Source organism: Pseudomonas oryzae (assembly GCF_900104805.1).
In the GTDB taxonomy this organism is placed as follows: Bacteria; Pseudomonadota; Gammaproteobacteria; order Pseudomonadales; family Pseudomonadaceae; genus Geopseudomonas; species Geopseudomonas oryzae.
In genome coordinates, this window is sequence record NZ_LT629751.1 from 1,185,614 (window position 1) to 1,204,195 (window position 18,582).

Genomic DNA, 18,582 nt, shown 5'->3' on the forward strand with positions numbered 1-18,582 from the left:
CTCTATTCTGGGGAATGCGCCCAGGGTAGTCGCATATCTGCAGGGGCGAATTCATTCGCCGGTGCGGCTCGGTGAGGCGAATGGATTCGCCTCACCGAGGGGATCGCCTTGACGCTGCCCCGCCTGGCGCGCCAGGCGGGGCAGACGCTTAGACCGCTACGGCCGGGATCACCGCCGTGGCGGCAGTTTCACGGTACTCGGCGATCTGGTCGAAGGACAGGTAGCGGTAGATGTCGGCAGCCATGCTGTCGATGTTCTTCGCGTACGCCATGTACTCCTCGACGGTCGGCAGCTTGCCGAGGATGGAGGCCACCGCCGCCAGCTCGGCCGAGGCCAGGAACACGTTGGTCGCGTCGCCCAGGCGGTTCGGGAAGTTACGGGTCGAGGTGGAAACCACGGTGGAACCGGTCTGTACGCGCGCCTGGTTACCCATGCACAGCGAGCAGCCCGGCATTTCCATGCGCGCGCCAGCCTTGCCGTAGATGCCGTAGTAGCCTTCCTCGGTCAGCTGGTGGGCGTCCATCTTGGTCGGCGGCGCCAGCCACAGACGGGTCGGGATGCCACCCTTGACCTTGTCCAGCAGCTTGCCGGCCGCGCGGAAGTGACCGATGTTGGTCATGCACGAACCGATGAACACCTCGTCGATCTTCTGACCGGCAACGGTGGACAGCAGGCGGGCGTCGTCCGGATCGTTCGGCGCGCAGAGGACCGGCTCCTTGACGTCGGCCAGATCGATCTCGATCACGGCGGCGTATTCGGCGTCCTTGTCGGCTTCCAGCAGCTGCGGCTTGGCCAGCCAGGCTTCCATGGCCTGGGCACGACGCTCCAGGGTACGGGCATCGCCGTAACCTTCGCCGATCATCCAGCGCAGCATGGTGATGTTGGACTTCAGGTACTCGGCGATGGCGTCTTCCGGCAGCTTGATGGTGCAACCGGCAGCCGAACGCTCGGCGGAGGCGTCGGACAGCTCGAACGCTTGTTCGACGGTCAGGCCGCTGAGGCCTTCGATCTCGAGGATGCGGCCGGAGAAGATGTTCTTCTTGCCCTTCTTCTCGACGGTCAGCAGGCCCTGCTGGATGGCGTAGTAGGGGATGGCATGCACCAGGTCACGCAGGGTGATGCCGGGCTGCAGCTTGCCCTTGAAGCGCACCAGCACGGATTCCGGCATGTCCAGCGGCATCACGCCGGTGGCGGCGGCGAAGGCGACCAGGCCGGAACCGGCCGGGAAGGAGATGCCGATCGGGAAGCGGGTGTGCGAGTCGCCACCGGTGCCGACGGTGTCCGGCAGCAGCATGCGGTTCAGCCAGCTGTGGATGATGCCGTCGCCCGGACGCAGGGACACGCCGCTGCGGTTCATGATGAAGTCCGGCAGGGTGTGGTGGGTCTTGACGTCGATCGGCTTCGGATAGGCAGCGGTGTGGCAGAAGGACTGCATCACCAGGTCGGCGGAGAAGCCCAGGCAGGCCAGGTCCTTCAGCTCGTCGCGGGTCATCGGGCCGGTGGTGTCCTGGGAACCGACGGTGGTCATCTTCGGCTCGCAGTAGGTGCCCGGGCGCACGCCCTGGCCTTCCGGCAGACCGCAGGCGCGGCCGACCATCTTCTGGGCGAGGGTGAAGCCCTTGCCGCTGTCGGCCGGCGCTTCCGGCTTCTTGAACAGGGTGGACGGCGCCAGGCCCAGCTCGGCGCGGGCCTTCTCGGTCAGGCCGCGGCCGATGATCAGCGGGATACGGCCGCCGGCACGGACTTCGTCGAGCAGCACGTCGGTCTTCAGCGCGAAGGTGGTGACCAGCTCGTCGCTGCCGTTACGGCGTACTTCGCCCTTGACCGGGTAGACGTCGATGACGTCGCCCATGGCCAGGTTGGTGCAGTCGAATTCGATCGGCAGGGCGCCGGCGTCTTCCATGGTGTTGTAGAAGATCGGGGCGATCTTGGTGCCGAAGCAGAAGCCACCGGCGCGCTTGTTCGGCACGAACGGGATGTCGTCGCCGAAGAACCACAGCACCGAGTTGGTGGCGGACTTGCGCGAGGAGCCGGTACCGACCACGTCACCGACGTAGGCGACCGGGAAGCCCTTGGCCTTGGCGGCTTCGATCTGCTGCAGCGGGCCGACGGCGCCCGGCTGGACCGGCTCGATGCCGTCGCGGGCCATCTTCAGCATGGCCAGGGCGTGCAGCGGGATGTCGGGGCGCGACCAGGCGTCCGGAGCGGGGGACAGGTCGTCGGTGTTGGTTTCGCCCGGGACCTTGAACACGGTCAGGGTGACTTTTTCCGGCACGGCCGGCTTGGCCAGGAACCACTCGCCGTCGGCCCAGGACTGCAGCACGGCCTTGGCGGCGGCGTTGCCCTTCTTGGCGCGCTCGGCGACGTCGTGGAAGGCGTCGAACATCAGCAGGGTGTGCTTGAGCTGCTCGGCGGCGGCGTTGGCCAGCTCGGCGTTGTCCAGCAGCTCGACCAGGGTGGCGATGTTGTAGCCGCCCTGCATGGTGCCCAGCAGCTCGACGGCGCGGGTCTTGGTCAGCAGCGGGGAGGCGACTTCGCCCTTGGCCAGGGCGGTCAGGAAGCCGGCCTTGACGTAGGCAGCTTCGTCCACGCCAGCCGGAACACGGTTGGTGATCAGGTCAACCAGGAATTCTTCTTCGCCGGCCGGCGGATTCTTCAGCAGCTCGACCAGCGCGGCGGTCTGCTCGGCGTTCAGGGCCAGGGGCGGCAAGCCCTGCTGGGCGCGTTCTTCCAGGTGTTGGCGATAGCTTGCGAGCAAGGGGATATCTCCAGTCATGTCGATGGGGAGAGGCATACAAGGAGGGCGTTTGCGCCACGGCGGAAACGCACCGGGGAAAACGGCGGGCAAAAGAATGGGAGCAGTACCGGGAAAGCGAGGGTGACCAGCCTCTTTCCCGGTACTGCTCCCATATCGGGACCGCTACCGCTGTTTAACGCTGGGCCAGGGCCGGCACGGCGCGCGGTTCGACGCCGGTGTACTCGGCGCTCGGGCGGATGATGCGGTTGTTGGCGCGCTGCTCGAACACGTGGGAGGCCCAGCCGGTGACCCGCGAGCAGACGAAGATCGGGGTGAACAGCTTGGTCGGGATGCCCATGAAGTTGTAGGCGGACGCGTGGTAGAAGTCGGCGTTGGGGAACAGCTTCTTCTGCTCCCACATCACCTGGTCGATCGCCTCGGAGACCGGGAAGATCACCGTGTCGCCGACTTCCTCGGCGAGTTGCTTCGACCAGACCTTGATCACCTCGTTGCGCGGGTCGGACACGCTGTAGATGGCGTGGCCGAAGCCCATGATCTTGTCCTTGCGCGCCAGCATGGCCAGGGTGCCGTCGATGGCTTCCTGCGGCGAGGCGAACTTCTCGATCATCTCCATCGCCGCCTCGTTGGCACCGCCGTGCAGCGGGCCGCGCAGCGAGCCGATGGCGCCGGTGATGCAGGAGTACAGGTCGGACAGGGTCGAGGCGCAGACGCGGGCGGTGAAGGTCGAGGCGTTGAACTCGTGCTCGGCGTAGAGGATCAGCGACACGTTCATCACCTTGCGGTGCAGTTCGCTGGGCTTCTTGCCGTGCAGCAGGGCGAGGAAGTGGCCGCCGAGGTCGGCCTCGCCGGTGACGCAGTCGATGCGCACGCCCTGGTGGGAGAAGCGGTACCAGTAGCACATGATCGCCGGGAAGGCGGCCAGCAGGCGGTCGGCGATGTCGCGCTGCTGCGCGAAGCTGGCTTCCGGCTCCAGGTTGCCGAGCATCGAGCAACCAGTGCGCATCACGTCCATCGGATGGGCGTCGGCCGGGATGCGTTCGAGCACTTCCTTGAGCGCCTGGGGCAGGTCGCGCAGGGCGGACAGACGCTGCTGGTAGGCGTCGAGCTGGGCGGCGGTGGGCAGTTCGCCGTAGAGCAGCAGGTAGGCGACTTCCTCGAACAGGCAGTCCTTGGCCAGCTCGCGCACGTCGTAGCCGCGGTAGGTCAGGCCGGCGCCTTCCTTGCCGACGGTGGACAGGGCAGTCTGTCCGGCGATCTGGCCACGCAGGCCGGCGCCACTGAGCACTTTCGCTTCAGCCATGGCGTTCTCCTCTTGCATTCTTCTGGTTGTCGCCGAGGTACCGCGGGGCAGCTTCCGGAACGGGATCCGGCCCGGACGGGCGCTGGCAGACGCTCGCCTGCGGCAAGGCAGCAGGTGCGGCCCTCGTGCGTTGGGTTTGTCATCGGAGCTGGAGCCGATTTTTAGCAGCCGGCCCGGGGCACCTGCGTCCAGCCTCGGGTGGATTTTCGGGTGGAAATGGGTGGAGCGCAGGGTGGAGGCCGCATGGCAGAGCGCCGCGCGCCTGCTGCGGTCGCTGATGGCTATCAGGCGCCGGCCGAAGCCGGCCGATCATGGAAATCGCGGACCACGGCGAGGAAGGCGGCGAGGATCGGCGAGTGGTCCTCGGCGCGGTAGATGCAGCTGAGGTCGATGCGCGCGTTGTCCGGCAGGCCGCTGAGCGGGCGGTAGACCACCCCCGGCAACGCCAGCACGGCGGTTGACTGCGACACCAGGCAGGCGCCGAAGCCGCGGGCGACCAGCGCCACGGCGGTGACGGTGTCGCCGACCTCCTGGGCGATCTGCGGGACGAAGCCGGCCTGCTGGCAGAAGCCGAGCACCATGTCCATGAAGCTCGGCCGGCTGCCGCTGGGGAACAGGATCAGCGGGTGTTCGGCGAGCGCCTGGAACGGCACCACGCCCTCACTGGCCAGTGGGTGGTCCGCGCTCACCGCCAGCAGCAGCGACTCGGTGGTGACCAGCTCGGAGGCGATGTCCGGCAACGGCGCGAGCATGCGGTTGAAGCCGGCGTCGATGCGCCGCTGGCGCAGGGCCTCGATCTGCTCGTGCTTGTTCATGCTGTGCAGGACCACACGGACGTCCGGATAGGCGCCGCGGAAGCGCTCCAGCAGGCGGGGGATGATGTCGAGGATCGCCGAGCCGAATATGCCGACGTCGAGCCTGCCGAGCTTGCCCTGGCCGGCGCGCTGGGTGCGTTCGGTGGCCTGCTCGACCAGCGCGCGGATGTTGCGCGCCTCGTCGAGCAGCATCTCGCCGGCCGGGGTCAGCTCCATGCCGCGCGGGGTGCGGGTGAACAGCAGCACGCCGAGCTCTTCCTCGAGCTGCTGGATCTGCCGGGTCAGCGGCGGCTGGGAAATGTGCAGGCGCGCGGCGGCCCGGCCGATGTTCTGTTCTTCGGCGACGGCGATGAAGTAACGGAGATGGCGCAGATCCATGGGGCAGCCTTGTCGGAGCGATTCGGCCGCGCGATACCTTTGTGGTAGCGGCGGCGGTTTTTTATGGTATTGGACGCCTGGGCATCCGGCCAATAGATTGCCTGCGCACTCGGCCGGCCAAGTTACGGTCAGGTGTGGCAATCAAAATACACAAGGAAACGGAATTTACAATAACAACAACGATTTCGGTCGTGGATGGCACCGGAGCGCGGCGGCGGGAAACTTTGCGCCCGCGGATTATCCAGCGCGGAGGGCATTTACCGCGTGCGGATAATTGCCTGCCAGTTTCGATTGTTCAATCACCCGGTCAATTAATGGCTGTCCCGCTTATTGTCGGGCGGCCCCGCAGGGATATTGCCCGGAGAATTGTCCGAACAAACTTGCGCAATTGCCTTCGATTGCCCGGCGAAGTTGGTTTCGCCGGGCGCTGCGCCATTCCCGGTCGCAAGTCCCCGATTCGAGGATGTTTCGATGTACCGGAAAACCACACTGGGAATGGCCCTGGCGGTCGCCGTGCTGGGCTCGCCGGCCGTGCAGGCGGCGGTGAGCGCGGAGGAGGCGGCCAGGCTGACCGATGGCACCCTGACGCCGTTGGGCGGCGAGCGCGCCGGCAACGCCGACGGCAGCATTCCCGCCTGGCAGGGTGGGCTGACCCAGGCGCCGTCGGGGCCGATGCTCGGCGATATTCCCGTCGATCTGTTCCCCGGCGAGCAGCCGCTGTACCGGGTCAGCGCCGCCAACATGGCCGCCTATGACGCGCTGCTCTCCGACGGCACCCGCGAGCTGCTGCGCAAGTACCCGGACAGCTTCCACCTCGACGTCTATCCCACCCATCGCACCGCCGCGGCGCCGCAGGCGGTGTACGCCAATGTCGCCCAGAACGCCGTGCGCTGCGGTATCCGAGACGGCTGGGACACCATCAAGGGCTGCATCGGCGGCATCCCCTTCCCGATTCCCGGACAGGGCGTCGAGGTGATGTGGAACCACCTGCTGCGCGTCGAGGCGCCGTCGATCGAGTACCGCTTCAGGAACATCGTCGGCAGCGCCGACGGCAGCCATACCCTGGCCACGCGCAACGAGATCGCCTTCCAGTATCCGCCGTACTACCAGGACGCCCGTCCCGAGGACTGGTCGGGCGAGTACGCCATGTTCCGCTACCTGACCGTCGAGCCGCCGTACAAGTCCGGCGAGGCGCTGGTCGCCCGCGACAGCATCAACGGCAAGTATCCGCGCCAGGCCTGGCAGTACCTGGTCGGCCAGCGCCGGGTGCGCCGCGCGCCGACGGTGTCCTACGACACGCCGGACTTCGTGTCCTCCGGCGCCAACTATTTCGACGAGGTGCAGGGCTTCTTCGGCGCGCTGGACCGCTACGACTGGCGCCTGGTCGGCAAGCGCGAGCTGCTGATTCCCTACAACACCAACGGTCTGCTGGCGGTCAGCGCCGACGCGGCGCTGGACCGGCACCACCTCGATCCCGACCACCTGCGCTGGGAGAAGCACCGCGTCTGGGAGGTGGAAGCCAGCCTGGCCCAGGGGCGCCGCCACGCGGTGCCCAAGCGCCGCTACTACATCGACGAGGACAGCTGGGCGATTGCCCTGGTCGACGGCTACGACAAGGACGGACGTCTGTGGCGCACCACCCAGGGGATTCCCTACGTGGTGCCGGCCATCCCGGCCACCCTGCTGCGCACCGCCGTGGTGTTCAACCTCGAGGGCGGCACCATGAGCGTGGTGCAGATGCTCAACGGCGAGGATTTCCGCGTGGTGCCGCCCAAGCCGGAGAGCTATTTCACCGGCGCGGCGGTGGCCGGCGACGGCGTGCGCTGAGCCGCGCCCGGGGCCGTCTGGCGCGCCCGCCGCAGCGCTGGCGGGGCGTCATGCGGTCGCGCGTATGTCAATACCTTTTGGGTATTGGCTAAGGCTTGAATCGGTATTGGACGGTAAGTCTCGCCGGCAATAGCTTGTAAACCGACACCGCTGGAAGGCGGGGCGGGCACCGGGGAAGTGGGTGCGCGCAACAGCCGAACGAAATTGACAACAACAATAAGATTTCGAGGATCAAGACATGGGCAACAGCACCAGTCTGCCGAAGTTCCACCTGAAGAAGCTGTTTTTCGCGGTCGCTGGAGCGGTTGCAGGCTTGTCGGCAACCAGTTCCGCCTTCGCTTTCCAGATCGATTCGGGCAATCCCGATCTGCGCATGTCCTGGGACAACACGGTCAAGTACAGCGCGGCCTGGCGTACCAGCGACGTGGATTCCGACATCGCCGACGATTCCCTCGGAGTTCAGGCCAACACCAACGATGGCGACCAGAACTTCGACAAGGGGCTTATCTCCAACCGTCTCGACCTGCTCTCCGAGTTCGACCTGCGCTACAAGCGCAACTACGGCCTGCGCCTGAGCGGTGCGGCCTGGTACGACGACGTCTACAACAAGTCCAACGACAACCCCGGCGACCTGGGTGGCGCGCTGGTCAACTCCCGCTCCGCCGACTACGACGAATTCACCGACGACACCGAGAAGCTGCACGGGCGCAAGGCCGAACTGCTGGACGCCTTCGTCTACGGCAGCTTCGCCCCGGCGAACATGAATCTCAACGCCAAGGCCGGCCGCTTCACCCAGCTGTACGGCGAGAGCCTGTTCTTCGGCTCCAACGGCATCGCCGCGGCGCAGACCTCGCTGGACCTGATCAAGGCGCTGTCGGTGCCCAACTCGCAGTTCAAGGAGATCCTCCGTCCGGTCGGCCAGGTCGCCGGCCAACTGCAGATCAACTCCGACGTGTCCATCGGCGCCTACTACCAGCTGGAGTGGCGCAAGAGCCGCCTGCCGGCCGCCGGCAGCTACTTCAGCTTCGCCGACTTCGTCGACGAGGGTGGCGAGTCGCTGATCCTCGGCCCGGGCGTCACCGCGCTGCGCGCCGACGACATCGAGGCCCGCGATTCGGGGCAGGGTGGCGTGCAGCTGAAGTTCAAGTCCGGCGACACCGAATACGGCATCTACGCGGCGCAGTTCCACGACAAGATGCCGCAGTTCTACCTGTACCCGGACACCATGCGCTACGAGATGGTGTATGCCGAGGACATCCGCACCGTCGGCTTCAGCTTCAGCACCCTCGTCGGCGAGACCAACGTCGCCGGGGAACTGTCGTTCCGCGACGACATGCCGCTGGTGGCCCGCGGCAACACGGTGATCGTGCCCTCCAGCCTCGGCGCCGACGGTGGTGACGATGCCGCCTTCCCGAAAGGCCGCACCCTGCATGCCAACCTGTCGGCGATCACCGTGCTGGAGGCCAGCCCGCTGTGGCACGGCGCGTCATTCATCGGCGAATTCGCCTTCAACCGCCGCCTGAGCGTCACCGACAACAAGGACCAGCTCGATCCGGAGGCCACCCGCGACGCCGGCGCGCTGCAGTTCATCTTCACCCCCGAGTACTTCCAGGTCATGCCGGGTGTCGACCTGCAGGTGCCGATCGGCGTGAGCTACGGCCTGTTCGGCCGCTCCTCGGTCAACGGCGCGCTGTTCCCCGCCAACCACGGCGGCAACATCAGCCTCGGCCTCAAGGCCGAGTACCAGAAGACCTGGCAGGCCAGCCTCGGCTTCACCCACTACTACGGTCCGGACGGCTCGGTGATCAAGTACGACACCGCGGTGCCCGAACTCTCCTACGACAACTTCCACGGCGACCGCGACTTCGTGTCGTTCTCCGTGCAACGCACCTTCTGAGTTCATCTCCCCCTTAGTCGAGGAATATAAAAATGCACAAGAAAACGGCTTTGTGGGCAGCGCTGGCTGCCGTATTGATGGGCGCGCAGGGTGCACAGGCCGCGGTGAGCGCCGAAGAGGCTGCGGCGCTGGGCAAGACCCTCAACCCGCTGGGTGGCGAGCTGGCCGGCAACAAGGACGGCAGCATCCCGGCGTGGAGCGGCGCCAAGGATGTGGCGACCTCCGGTGCCAAGGTCGGCGACATCCCGGTGCAACCCTTCCCGGGCGAGAAGCCGCTGGCGCAGATCACTGCGCAGAACCTTGCGCAGTACGCCGACAAGCTCTCCGAGGGCACCCAGGCGCTGCTGAAGAAGTATCCGGACAGCTTCCGTGTCGACGTCTACCCGACCCACCGTACCGCCGCTGCGCCGCAGTACGTGTACGACAACACCGCCAAGAACGCCACCCAGTGCCAGCTCAAGGACGGCGGCAAGTCGCTCGAGGGCTGTTACGGCGGCGTGCCGTTCCCGATCCCCAAGGCTGGTATCGAGGTGATCTGGAACCACCTGCTGCGCGTCGAGAACGAGGCCACCGAGGTGGCCAACTTCAAGAACATCGTGCTGACCGCCGATGGCTCGCGCACCCTGGCGACCATGAACGACCAGTCCAACCAGTACCCGTACTACTACAAGGATGGCTCGGCGGGCACCTGGAGCGGCGAGTACTTCCTGCAGCGCTTCAGCACCATCGCCCCGCCGTTCAAGGCCGGCGAGTCGCTGGTGTTCCGCGACAGCATCGACGTCGCGCAGTCGCGCCAGGCCTGGCAGTACCTGGTCGGCCAGCGCCGCGTGCGCCGCGCGCCGACCGTGGCCTACGACACCCCCGACTTCGTCGCCTCCGGCGCCAACTACTTCGACGAGGTGATGGGCCTGATGGGCCATATCGACCGCTACGACTGGAAGCTGGTGGGCAAGAAGGAGCTGTACGTCCCCTACAACGCCAACGAAGTGGTCACCGCCAAGCTCGACGAGGCCTACGGTCAGCACCACCTCAACCCCGACAAGGTGCGCTGGGAGCTGCACCGCGTCTGGGAAGTGGAGGCCAACGTCTCTGCCGGCAAGCGCCATGCAGTGCCCAAGCGCAAGTTCTACATCGACGAGGACTCCTGGATGGTCCTGCTGATGGACGGCTACGACAGCGAAGGCAAGCTGTGGCGCACCACCCAGATCACCCCGTTCGTACTGCCGTCCACGCCGATGCTGGCGCTCAAGCCGGCGCACATCTTCAACCTGCAGGCCAACACCATGAGCACCACCCAGTCGCTCAACGAGGCGGTCTACAAGGTGGTCGAGCGTCAGCCGGAGACGCACTTCACGGGTGATGCGGTCGCCGCCGAAGGCGTGCGCTGAGTCCGCGCCTCAGGTCGCAGTCCCGGCACCTTCGCCCCGGGCGGGGTGCCGGAGTTTCCTCTCATGACTCTCCCGCCCGCAGGTGCCCCCAGCCAGGCGCCCCTGCTCGATGGTGCCTGTGGAGGCGGGGGGTCGGATTCGAGTACGCATCATGCACGCGCCCTATCCGCTCCATCGCCGGACAGCCCTCGCTGCCGTCATGCTCTCCCTGGTCTGCCTGGCAGGCCCCTCCCAAGCCGCAGGCGGCGCCAAGGTGCCCGACCTGCTCGATCTCCCCGCCCGCGAGAGCGTGCGGGCCCAGCACAGCCTGCAACTGGCGGTGACCCGCGCCGGCGACCGCCTGGTCGCTGTGGGCGAGCGCGGCGCCGTGCTGCTCTCCGACGACGCCGGGCGCAGCTGGCGCCAGGCCAGCAGCGTGCCGGTCAGCGTGGCGCTCACCGACGTGCACTTCGTCTCCGCCAGCCACGGCTGGGCCGTCGGCCACAGCGGCGTGGTGCTGGCCAGCCGCGACGGCGGCGAGACCTGGCAGCGCCAGCTCGACGGCAGCCAGGCCGCAGAGCTGATCCGCGACGACGCCAAGCGCCGCGTCGAGGCCGGCGAGGAGGGCGCGGCCGCCGCGCTGCGCAGCGCCGAATACCTGGTCAGCGACGGCCCGGACAAGCCGTTCCTCGGCGTGCGCTTCCGCGACGAGCTGCGCGGCTACGTGGTCGGCGCCTACGGCATCGCCCTGCAGACCAGCGACGGCGGCAAGAGCTGGCAGTCTCTGGTCGGGCAGATTCCCAATCCGCGCGGCAAGCACCTCTACCAGATCCAGATCGACGGCAATGCGCTGCTGATCGCCGGTGAGCAGGGCGCGCTGTTCCGCTCCGTCGACGCCGGCGCCAGCTTCGCCGAGCTCCGCACGCCCTACGCCGGCACCTTCTTCGGCGCCCTGCAGCTGCCGGGCGAAGCCCTGCTGGCCTACGGCCTGCGCGGCAATGCCTGGCGCAGCGTCGACGGCGGGGTGAGCTGGCAGCGCGTCGAGCTCGACCAGCCGCTGACCTTGAGCGCCGGCCGCCAGCTGCGCGACGGTTCGCTGCTGCTCGCCGACGAGAGCGGCCGCCTGCTGCGCAGCACCGACGGCGGCCAGCACTTCGCCGCCCTGGCGGTGCAGCCGGGCACCGGCCTCACCGGCATCGCCGAGGCCGCCGACGGTGCCCTGATTCTTTCCGGCGCGCGCGGGCTGTCCCGCGTCGAGCCGGATGCTGTCGCTTCACGGGTTCAGGTTTCGGGAGTCCAACAATGAGCCACGTCCAGTCCATCCCCGCCGAGGCGGTCATCGCCGACCTGAGCGAGTTCGACCGGCGCTCCGGCACCCTCGCCGAGCGGCTGCTGTTCAACAACCGCCTGGCGATCGTCGCCTTCTGTCTGGTCACCACCCTGCTGCTCGGCTACCAGGCGCTCGGCCTGTCGCTGAATGCGGCGTTCGAGAAGATGATCCCCACCGGCCACCCGTACATCGCCAACTTCCTGGAAAACCGCAAGCAGCTGGCCGGCATGGGCAACACCCTGCGCATCGCGGTGGAGGCGAAGGAGGGCAGCATCTTCGACGCCGAGTACCTCGACACCGTGCGCAAGCTCAATGACGAGGTGTTCCTGCTGCCCGGCGTCGACCGCCCGTACATGAAGTCGCTGTGGGCTCCGGCGGTACGCTGGACCGGGGTGACCGAGGACGGCCTGGACGGCGGCCCGGTGATCCCCGACGACTACGATGGCTCGCCCGAGAGCCTCGAGCAGGTGCGCATCAACGTCGAGCGCTCCGGCGAGATCGGCCAGCTGGTGGCGGCCAACTACCGCTCGAGCATCGTCCTGGTGCCGCTGCAGGAGCGCATCGCCGAGACCGGCGAACGCATCGACTATCACGCGCTGTCGCAGCGCATCGAGGAACTGCGCGGCAAGTACGAGTCGGACAAGGTCGCCATCCACGTCACCGGCTTCGCCAAGGTGGTCGGCGACCTGATCGATGGCCTGCGTCAGGTGCTGCTGTTCTTCGCCGCCGCCATCGTCATCTGCACCGCGGTGCTCTACTGGTACACCCGCTGCCTGCGCAGCACCCTGCTGGTGGTGGCCTGCTCGATGATCGCGGTGGTCTGGCTGCTCGGCCTGCTGCCGACCCTCGGCTACGAGCTGGACCCCTACTCGGTACTGGTACCCTTCCTGGTGTTCGCCATCGGCATGAGCCACGGCGCGCAGAAGATGAACGGCATCATGCAGGACATCGGACGTGGCACCCACCGCCTGGTGGCGGCGCGCTACACCTTCCGCCGCCTGTTCCTCGCCGGGATGACCGCGCTGCTGGCCGACGCCGTGGGCTTCGCGGTGCTGATGGTGATCGACATCCAGGTGATCCAGGACCTGGCCATCACCGCCAGCATCGGCGTCGCCGTGCTGATCTTCACCAACCTGGTGCTGCTGCCGATCCTCTTGTCCTACACCGGCGTCAGCCCGGTCGCCGCCCAGCGCAGCCTCAAGGCCGAGCTGCAGGAAGCCAACGACACCGAGCACAGGAAGCACCCGTTCTGGGCCTTCCTCGACCTGTTCACCCGCACGCCGTGGGCGGGGCTGGCGGTGGCGCTGGGCCTGGCGATGGGCGTGTTCGGCCTGATGGTCAGCTTCCAGCTGAAGATCGGCGACACCGACCCGGGCGCCCCGGAGCTGCGCGCCGACTCGCGCTACAACCAGGACAACGCCTTCATGGTCGCCAACTACGCGGCGAGCAGCGACGTCTACATCGTCATGATCAAGACCCCGCAGTACGCCTGCGCCCACTACAGCACCCTGCGCACGGTGGACGCCCTGGAGCGCGAACTGCAGCAGCTGCCGGGGGTGGAGACCACCAGCTCGCTGGCTGGCCTGGCCAAGGTGGCCAACGCCGGGATGAACGAGGGCAGCCTCAAGTGGTTCGAGATGCCGCGTTCGCAGGACATGCTCAACGCCATCATCACCCGCGCCCCGCGCGAGATGTTCAACCAGAACTGCGACCTGCTGACCGTCTACGCCTACCTCAAGGACCACAAGGCCGACACCCTGACCAGCGTGGTCAACACCGTGGAAGCCTTCGCCGCGCAGTACGGCAGCGAGGAGATCCGCATCCTCAACGCCGCCGGCAACGCCGGCATCGAGGCCGCTACCAACATCGTGGTGAAGAAGGCCAACGTGCAGATGCTGCTGCTGGTCTACGCGGCGGTGATCGTGCTGGCCTTCGTCACCTTCCGCTCCTGGCGCGCGGTGATCTGCGCGGTGGTGCCGCTGATGATCACCTCGGTGCTCTGCGAGGCGCTGATGGTCTGGCTGAACATCGGCGTCAAGGTCGCCACCCTGCCGGTGATCGCTCTCGGCGTCGGCATCGGCGTGGACTACGCGCTGTACGTGATGACCGTGACCCTGGCGCGGCTGAAGGAGGGCATGAGCCTGTCCGAGGCCTACTACAAGGCGCTGATCTTCACCGGCAAGGTGGTGGTGCTGACCGGCATCACTCTGGGCATCGCGGTGGCCACCTGGGCCTGGTCGCCGATCAAGTTCCAGGCCGACATGGGCATCCTGCTCGCCTTCATGTTCGTCTGGAACATGCTCGGCGCGCTGATCCTGCTGCCGGCGCTGGCGCACTTCCTGTTGCGGCCGAAGCAGGCGGTGGCGGCCTGAACTGCAGGGGCGAATTCATTCGCCGGAATGTCTCGCACCGGCGAGTGAGTTCGCCCCGACAGGGCCAGGTCACGCTGGTCTGACCAAGCGCTAGTGGTATCCGGGCGGCCGATGACTTAAGTTACCGGCCGCCTGTTCCGTTTCCAGACGGGGCAATCACGACAAAGCCGGCCAAGAGCCGGGCAGGGGGCGCCACGACAGCCCGTGCCCGTTCGCGAGCCGGTAGGGGGACGACCGATATGGCAGTACAACGCTCGCTCGAGCGCTTCAACCTGCGCTCGCGGCTGCGCTTCAACATCGACGCTGGGCAGATCTGGCTGGACGAGAGCCGCATGCTGCTGCTCCACGCCAAGGCCCTCGGCGCCCTGCGCCGCGAGCTGATCGACTCGCTCGGCGCCAAGCGGGCCAACGGCCTGCTGTTCCGCATGGGCTTCGCCGCCGGCCAGGAGGACGCCGAGCGCGCCTCCAAGCTGCTCGGCGAGGGCGACAACTACGACGTGTTCCAGATCGGCCCCGAGCTGCACGCCTTCGAGGGCCTGGTCAAATCGACCATCACCGAGGCGGATATCGACTGGGAGCAGGGCACCTTCTTCGGCGAAGTGGTCTGCGAGAACTCCTGGGAAGCCGAATCCCACCTGCAGCAATACGGCATCGGCGAGGACACCGCCTGCTGGACGCTGTCCGGCTACGCCTCGGGCTATGTCACCCGTTTCTTCCGCCGCTTCATCGTGTTCCGCGAGACCCAGTGCACCTGCCGCGGCGACCACCAGTGCATCATGGTCGGCAAGCCGGTGGAGGCCTGGGGCGACGACGCCTATCTCGAATACTGCCGGCCGGCGGAGATGGACACCGTTTACCAGGATCTGGCCCAGGAGCTCTGGCAGCTGCGCGGCCGCCAGCGCGAGCAGATGCCGAGCGGCAAGCTGGTCGGCGGCTCGCCGGCGTTCCGCACCGCCTTCGACCTCTTGAGCAAGGCCGCGCGCAGCCCGATCACCGTGCTGCTGCTCGGCGAGACCGGGGTCGGCAAGGAAGTGTTCGCCCAGTGGCTGCACGAGAACAGCGACCGCGCCGGCCAGCCGTTCGTGGCGGTCAATTGCGCGGCCATCCCCAACGACCTGATCGAGTCGGAGCTGTTCGGCGTGCAGAAGGGTGCCTTCACCGGCGCCCAGCAATCCCGGCCCGGCCGCTTCGAGCGCGCCGACGGCGGCACCCTGTTCCTCGACGAGCTGGGCGATCTGTCACCTTCCGCCCAAGTGAAACTGCTGCGCGTGCTGCAGACCGGCGAGGTCGAGCGCCTCGGCGACGACAAGACGCGCAAGGTCAACGTGCGCCTGGTGGCGGCGACCAACGTCAACCTGCAGCAGGCCATCGCCGAGGGGCGCTTCCGCGCCGACCTCTACTACCGCCTGGCCACCTACCCGGTGGCCATCCCGCCGCTGCGCGAGCGCAAGTCGGACATCCCGATCCTGGTCGGTGCGCTGCTGGAGAAGTACGCGCCGGCCTACAACAAGACCCTGCACGGCCTCACCGACCGCGCCATGCAGGCGCTGATGGCCTACAACTGGCCTGGCAACGTGCGCGAGCTGGAGAACCTGGTCGAGCGCGCCGTGCTGCTGGCGCCCTCCGGCGGGCAGATCGAGCTGGAGCACCTGTTCGCCGGTAGCGCGCCGGCCACGCCGCAGGGAGTTCCCGTCGATGGCCGGGGCCAGGTCGGCAACGCCGAGGAGCTGCGCCGCGAGCAGCTCTACGACAGCCTGCTGGACGACGGCTTCGATCTGCAGGCCCACGAGAACCGCCTGCTCGAACTGGCCGTGCGCCGCGCCAACGGCAACCTGACCCACGCCGCGCGCCTGCTCGGCATCACCCGCCGGCAGCTGGCGTATCGCTTGAAGCAGGCCACGGGCGAGGCGTCGGCCTGCCAACAGGAGGCCGGCGGCTGATCGTCATACGCCTTACGGTCCGCGCAAGCGGCTGCGCTCAGCGGTTCGCGTCATCCAGGAAAGGGAACGGATTCACCGCCTCGCCTTGCCACCACTTCTTTTCGGGACCCAGGCGGAAGATCGCGAAGTGCAGGTGGGGGGCACCGGGCGGGGCGTTGCCCGTCACGCCGACATAGCCGAGCAGGTCGCCGCGCTCGAGCTGCATGCCTTCGTGCAAGCCAGGCGCATAGGCGTCGAGGTGCGCGTAGTAGTAGGCGAACCGCTCCTCGGGGTCGAACTGGTAGACCGTCCGTCCGCCGGGTACGCTGTCGAACAGCTTGGCGACGCGTCCGGGGCCGGCGGCGATGACCGGTGTGCGCAGGGGCGCCGCGATATCGATCGCGGCATGGCGGTGCGCGCCGCGCCGCTCGTCGAAGGAGTCGCGCAGGCTGGCGCGGGACACCCCGGCGACCGGGATGATCAAGCGGGCAGCGACGAGCAGTCGCGCATACTCCGGCATGCTCGGGGCGGCGGGAGGGGCCGTTGCGGTACAAGCTCCGGCTGCGCCCACGGCGGCAGCGCGGTTCGCGCTGAATGCCGCCAGGCCCGCGGCAGCCTGAGTCGCGGCGACGGCCAGCAGCAGCGCGCCCAGCGCCGCTGCGCATTGGCGGGCCAGCACATGGGGTACGAGCGCGAACGATGCAGGCATGGCTGATCTGCCCGCGCCACCCGTTCATCCCTGGAGTGGGGCGCGAGGCTCAGCGAGCGGTGGCGCCGTCCGGCTGGGCGAGCATGGCGGCGTCTTGTGCCGCGATCTTGCCGGCCAGTGCCGAGGCAACGGGCAGTCTGCAGCGCATGGCGATGACCCTCTGATGGCCAAGACGGCCTGTAGAGTTGGAGTGCCCTGGCGGGCTGGAATTCCCGATGGCTGGTGCCGCTGGTCGGTGTCGCGGACTGCTCCGCCTGCGGTGGGCGCGGTACGCAAAGTCGGGATCGGGCGTTTCGTGTTGCCCGGCGAATGGAACAGCCAGCGTGCCGGGGGGACGCGCTGCCGAGCGTTCCTGCTACAGCAGCACCCCGTCCACCGGTTCCAGCGGCAGCGGCGCCGGTTCGTCGAGCAGTTCGAGGACGGCAATCTCGATGCTTCGGCAGATGGCGTCCAGCGCCAGATCGTTCGGCTGGGTATCGAACGGGTCGGCGATCTGGTCGCCCAGGGCATCCAGGCCGAAGAAGGTGTAGGCCAGGATGCACACGGCGATGGGCGTGAACCAGCCGAGGCTGCCGACCAGGCAGAACGGCAGCAGCACGCAGTAGATGTGCACCACCCGGTGCAGCATCAGGATGTACGGGTAGGGGATGGGCGTGTTGCGGATGCGCTCGCAACCGCCCAGCACATAGGACAGCCGGGTCAGCTGCTGATCCAGCTCAACCTTCAGCACATCGCTGGCGCCGCTCGCCGTGGCCTGGGCCATGAAGCGGCGGGCGATCTGGCCGAGCAGGGCATTGGGGGTGGCCGGCTCGACGTCGCCTTCGCCGAGATAGCGACGTGCTTCGGCGTCGAGCGGTTCGCCGCGCAGGCTGGCCTTGAGCGCGTGGCTGAAGCCGATCAGCGGCGTCACCAGGGCGAGGCGCTGCTCGCGGGACAGGCCGGGCAGCAGGGCCAGGCTCTGGCGGGCGAGGTTGCGCGAGACGATCAGCAACTCGCCCCACAGCGTGCGCGCCTCCCAGAAGCGCTGGTAGGCCACGTTGTTGCGGAAGGCGAGGAAGATCGCCAGGGTCAGCCCCCAGAGCGTGAAGGGCGTGGCGGTCAGCAGCAACTGGTGGCCCTCGAGCATGCCCTCGGCCGCCACCACCCCTGAGCTGATCAGTACGGTGAACAGCACCTTGCGCCAGATGGCCGGGATGATCGAGCCCTTGAGGGAAAACAGCAGGGTCCAGAGGGAGGGGCGTTGCGGGTAGATGATCATCGGCGTCGGGGACTGCTCGGGTAAAAGGGGACACGGCGGGGCGGTTCAGGCGGCTCGTCGCGGACCAGCTGCCCGGCGAAAGGGCACGGAAGGCCCGTTCACCGGTTGATGTGCACGGATGCGACTTTCCGTCATTCCCGGCGCGGCGGCAGTGCGTAGGTGCCGACCACGTGTGCCACCGCGTCCTCGGAGCCTTCCGAATACAGGTACACCTCGCCGACCACCAGCGTCCGGCCGACCTTGATCAGCTTGCACACGCCGACGATGTTCTTCTCTCCCGACGGCTTGCGCAGGAAGTTGGCGGTCAGGCTGGTGGTCACCGCCATCGGTACCATGCCGATCTCGCCGAGGATCGCCACGTACAGGGCGACATCGGCGATGCTCATCAGCACCGGCCCGGATACCGTGCCGCCGGGGCGCAGCTCGTCGTGGCCGACCGGGTGCCAGACCGTGGCGCCGCCGTCGCCGACCTTCTCCACCATGCACTTGGTCTGCGGGAACTCGGTGGCGATGAATGCGGCGATTTCTGCTTTGCTGGCCATGACGCTCCTCCCTGAAAAAGATTGGTAGCCGAAGCTACTACAGGGCGACAGGCGCGGCCAGCGAGCCGGGCGCTGAACTGCAGGGTGATGGGGAGGGCGGTGCGCACGGC

At 67.6% G+C, this 18,582-nt stretch carries 12 protein-coding genes; 6 read left to right on the forward strand and 6 right to left on the reverse strand.

From position 1 onward, the window contains the following. Positions 1–148: 148 nt before the first annotated feature. The 3 genes from acnB to BLT78_RS05390 form a co-directional block, all read right to left on the reverse strand. A complete protein-coding gene (gene acnB / locus BLT78_RS05380; RefSeq protein WP_090347975.1) occupies positions 149–2,758 on the reverse strand; it encodes a bifunctional aconitate hydratase 2/2-methylisocitrate dehydratase in 2,610 nt (869 codons plus the stop codon). Positions 2,759–2,930: 172 nt separating this feature from the next. After that, positions 2,931–4,058: a bifunctional 2-methylcitrate synthase/citrate synthase gene (gene prpC, locus BLT78_RS05385; RefSeq protein ID WP_090347976.1), complete on the reverse strand. Its 1,128-nt coding sequence runs from the start codon at positions 4,056–4,058 to the stop codon at positions 2,931–2,933. Between the two features lie 284 nt (positions 4,059–4,342). Further along, positions 4,343–5,251 carry a LysR substrate-binding domain-containing protein gene (locus BLT78_RS05390; RefSeq protein ID WP_090347977.1) on the reverse strand — a complete coding sequence of 303 codons (909 nt, stop codon included), beginning with the start codon at positions 5,249–5,251 and terminating at the stop codon, positions 4,343–4,345. Positions 5,252–5,722: 471 nt separating this feature from the next. Here BLT78_RS05390 and BLT78_RS05395 point away from each other — a divergent pair, with 471 nt between their 5' ends. From BLT78_RS05395 to BLT78_RS05420, 6 genes are all read left to right on the forward strand, one after another. Continuing rightward, positions 5,723–7,078: a DUF1329 domain-containing protein gene (locus BLT78_RS05395; protein WP_090347978.1), complete on the forward strand. Its 1,356-nt coding sequence runs from the start codon at positions 5,723–5,725 to the stop codon at positions 7,076–7,078. A 238-nt stretch (positions 7,079–7,316) separates the two neighbouring features. Next, the gene (locus BLT78_RS05400; protein ID WP_090347979.1) at positions 7,317–8,975 is read left to right on the forward strand and encodes a DUF1302 domain-containing protein; all 1,659 of its coding nucleotides are present in this window, start codon (positions 7,317–7,319) and stop codon (positions 8,973–8,975) included. 32 nt (positions 8,976–9,007) lie between these two features. Next, on the forward strand, positions 9,008–10,363 hold the full coding sequence (locus tag BLT78_RS05405; RefSeq protein WP_090347980.1) for a DUF1329 domain-containing protein: 1,356 nt from the start codon (positions 9,008–9,010) through the stop codon (positions 10,361–10,363). A gap of 151 nt (positions 10,364–10,514) precedes the next feature. Then, on the forward strand, positions 10,515–11,648 hold the full coding sequence (locus BLT78_RS05410; protein ID WP_090347981.1) for a WD40/YVTN/BNR-like repeat-containing protein: 1,134 nt from the start codon (positions 10,515–10,517) through the stop codon (positions 11,646–11,648). Next, entirely contained in the window at positions 11,645–14,044 is a 2,400-nt protein-coding gene (locus tag BLT78_RS05415; RefSeq protein WP_090347982.1) for an efflux RND transporter permease subunit, read from the forward strand. Before BLT78_RS05410 ends, BLT78_RS05415 begins: the two co-directional genes overlap by 4 nt. 239 nt (positions 14,045–14,283) lie before the next feature. Further along, positions 14,284–15,984, forward strand: a complete 1,701-nt coding sequence (locus tag BLT78_RS05420; protein ID WP_090347983.1) for a sigma-54-dependent Fis family transcriptional regulator — start codon at positions 14,284–14,286, stop codon at positions 15,982–15,984. Between the two features lie 37 nt (positions 15,985–16,021). Here BLT78_RS05420 and BLT78_RS05425 read toward each other — a convergent pair whose 3' ends face one another. The 3 genes from BLT78_RS05425 to BLT78_RS05435 all read right to left on the reverse strand — a co-directional run bounded on the left by BLT78_RS05425 (position 16,022) and on the right by BLT78_RS05435 (position 18,472). Continuing rightward, positions 16,022–16,672 carry a M23 family metallopeptidase gene (locus BLT78_RS05425; protein WP_090347984.1) on the reverse strand — a complete coding sequence of 217 codons (651 nt, stop codon included), beginning with the start codon at positions 16,670–16,672 and terminating at the stop codon, positions 16,022–16,024. A 355-nt stretch (positions 16,673–17,027) separates the two neighbouring features. Further along, positions 17,028–17,930, reverse strand: coding sequence for a bestrophin family protein (locus BLT78_RS05430; protein ID WP_090347985.1), 903 nt, complete (start codon positions 17,928–17,930; stop codon positions 17,028–17,030). A 131-nt stretch (positions 17,931–18,061) separates the two neighbouring features. After that, complete coding sequence (locus tag BLT78_RS05435) at positions 18,062–18,472, reverse strand: PaaI family thioesterase (RefSeq protein ID WP_090347986.1); 411 nt, start codon at positions 18,470–18,472, stop codon at positions 18,062–18,064. Positions 18,473–18,582 lie beyond the last annotated feature (110 nt).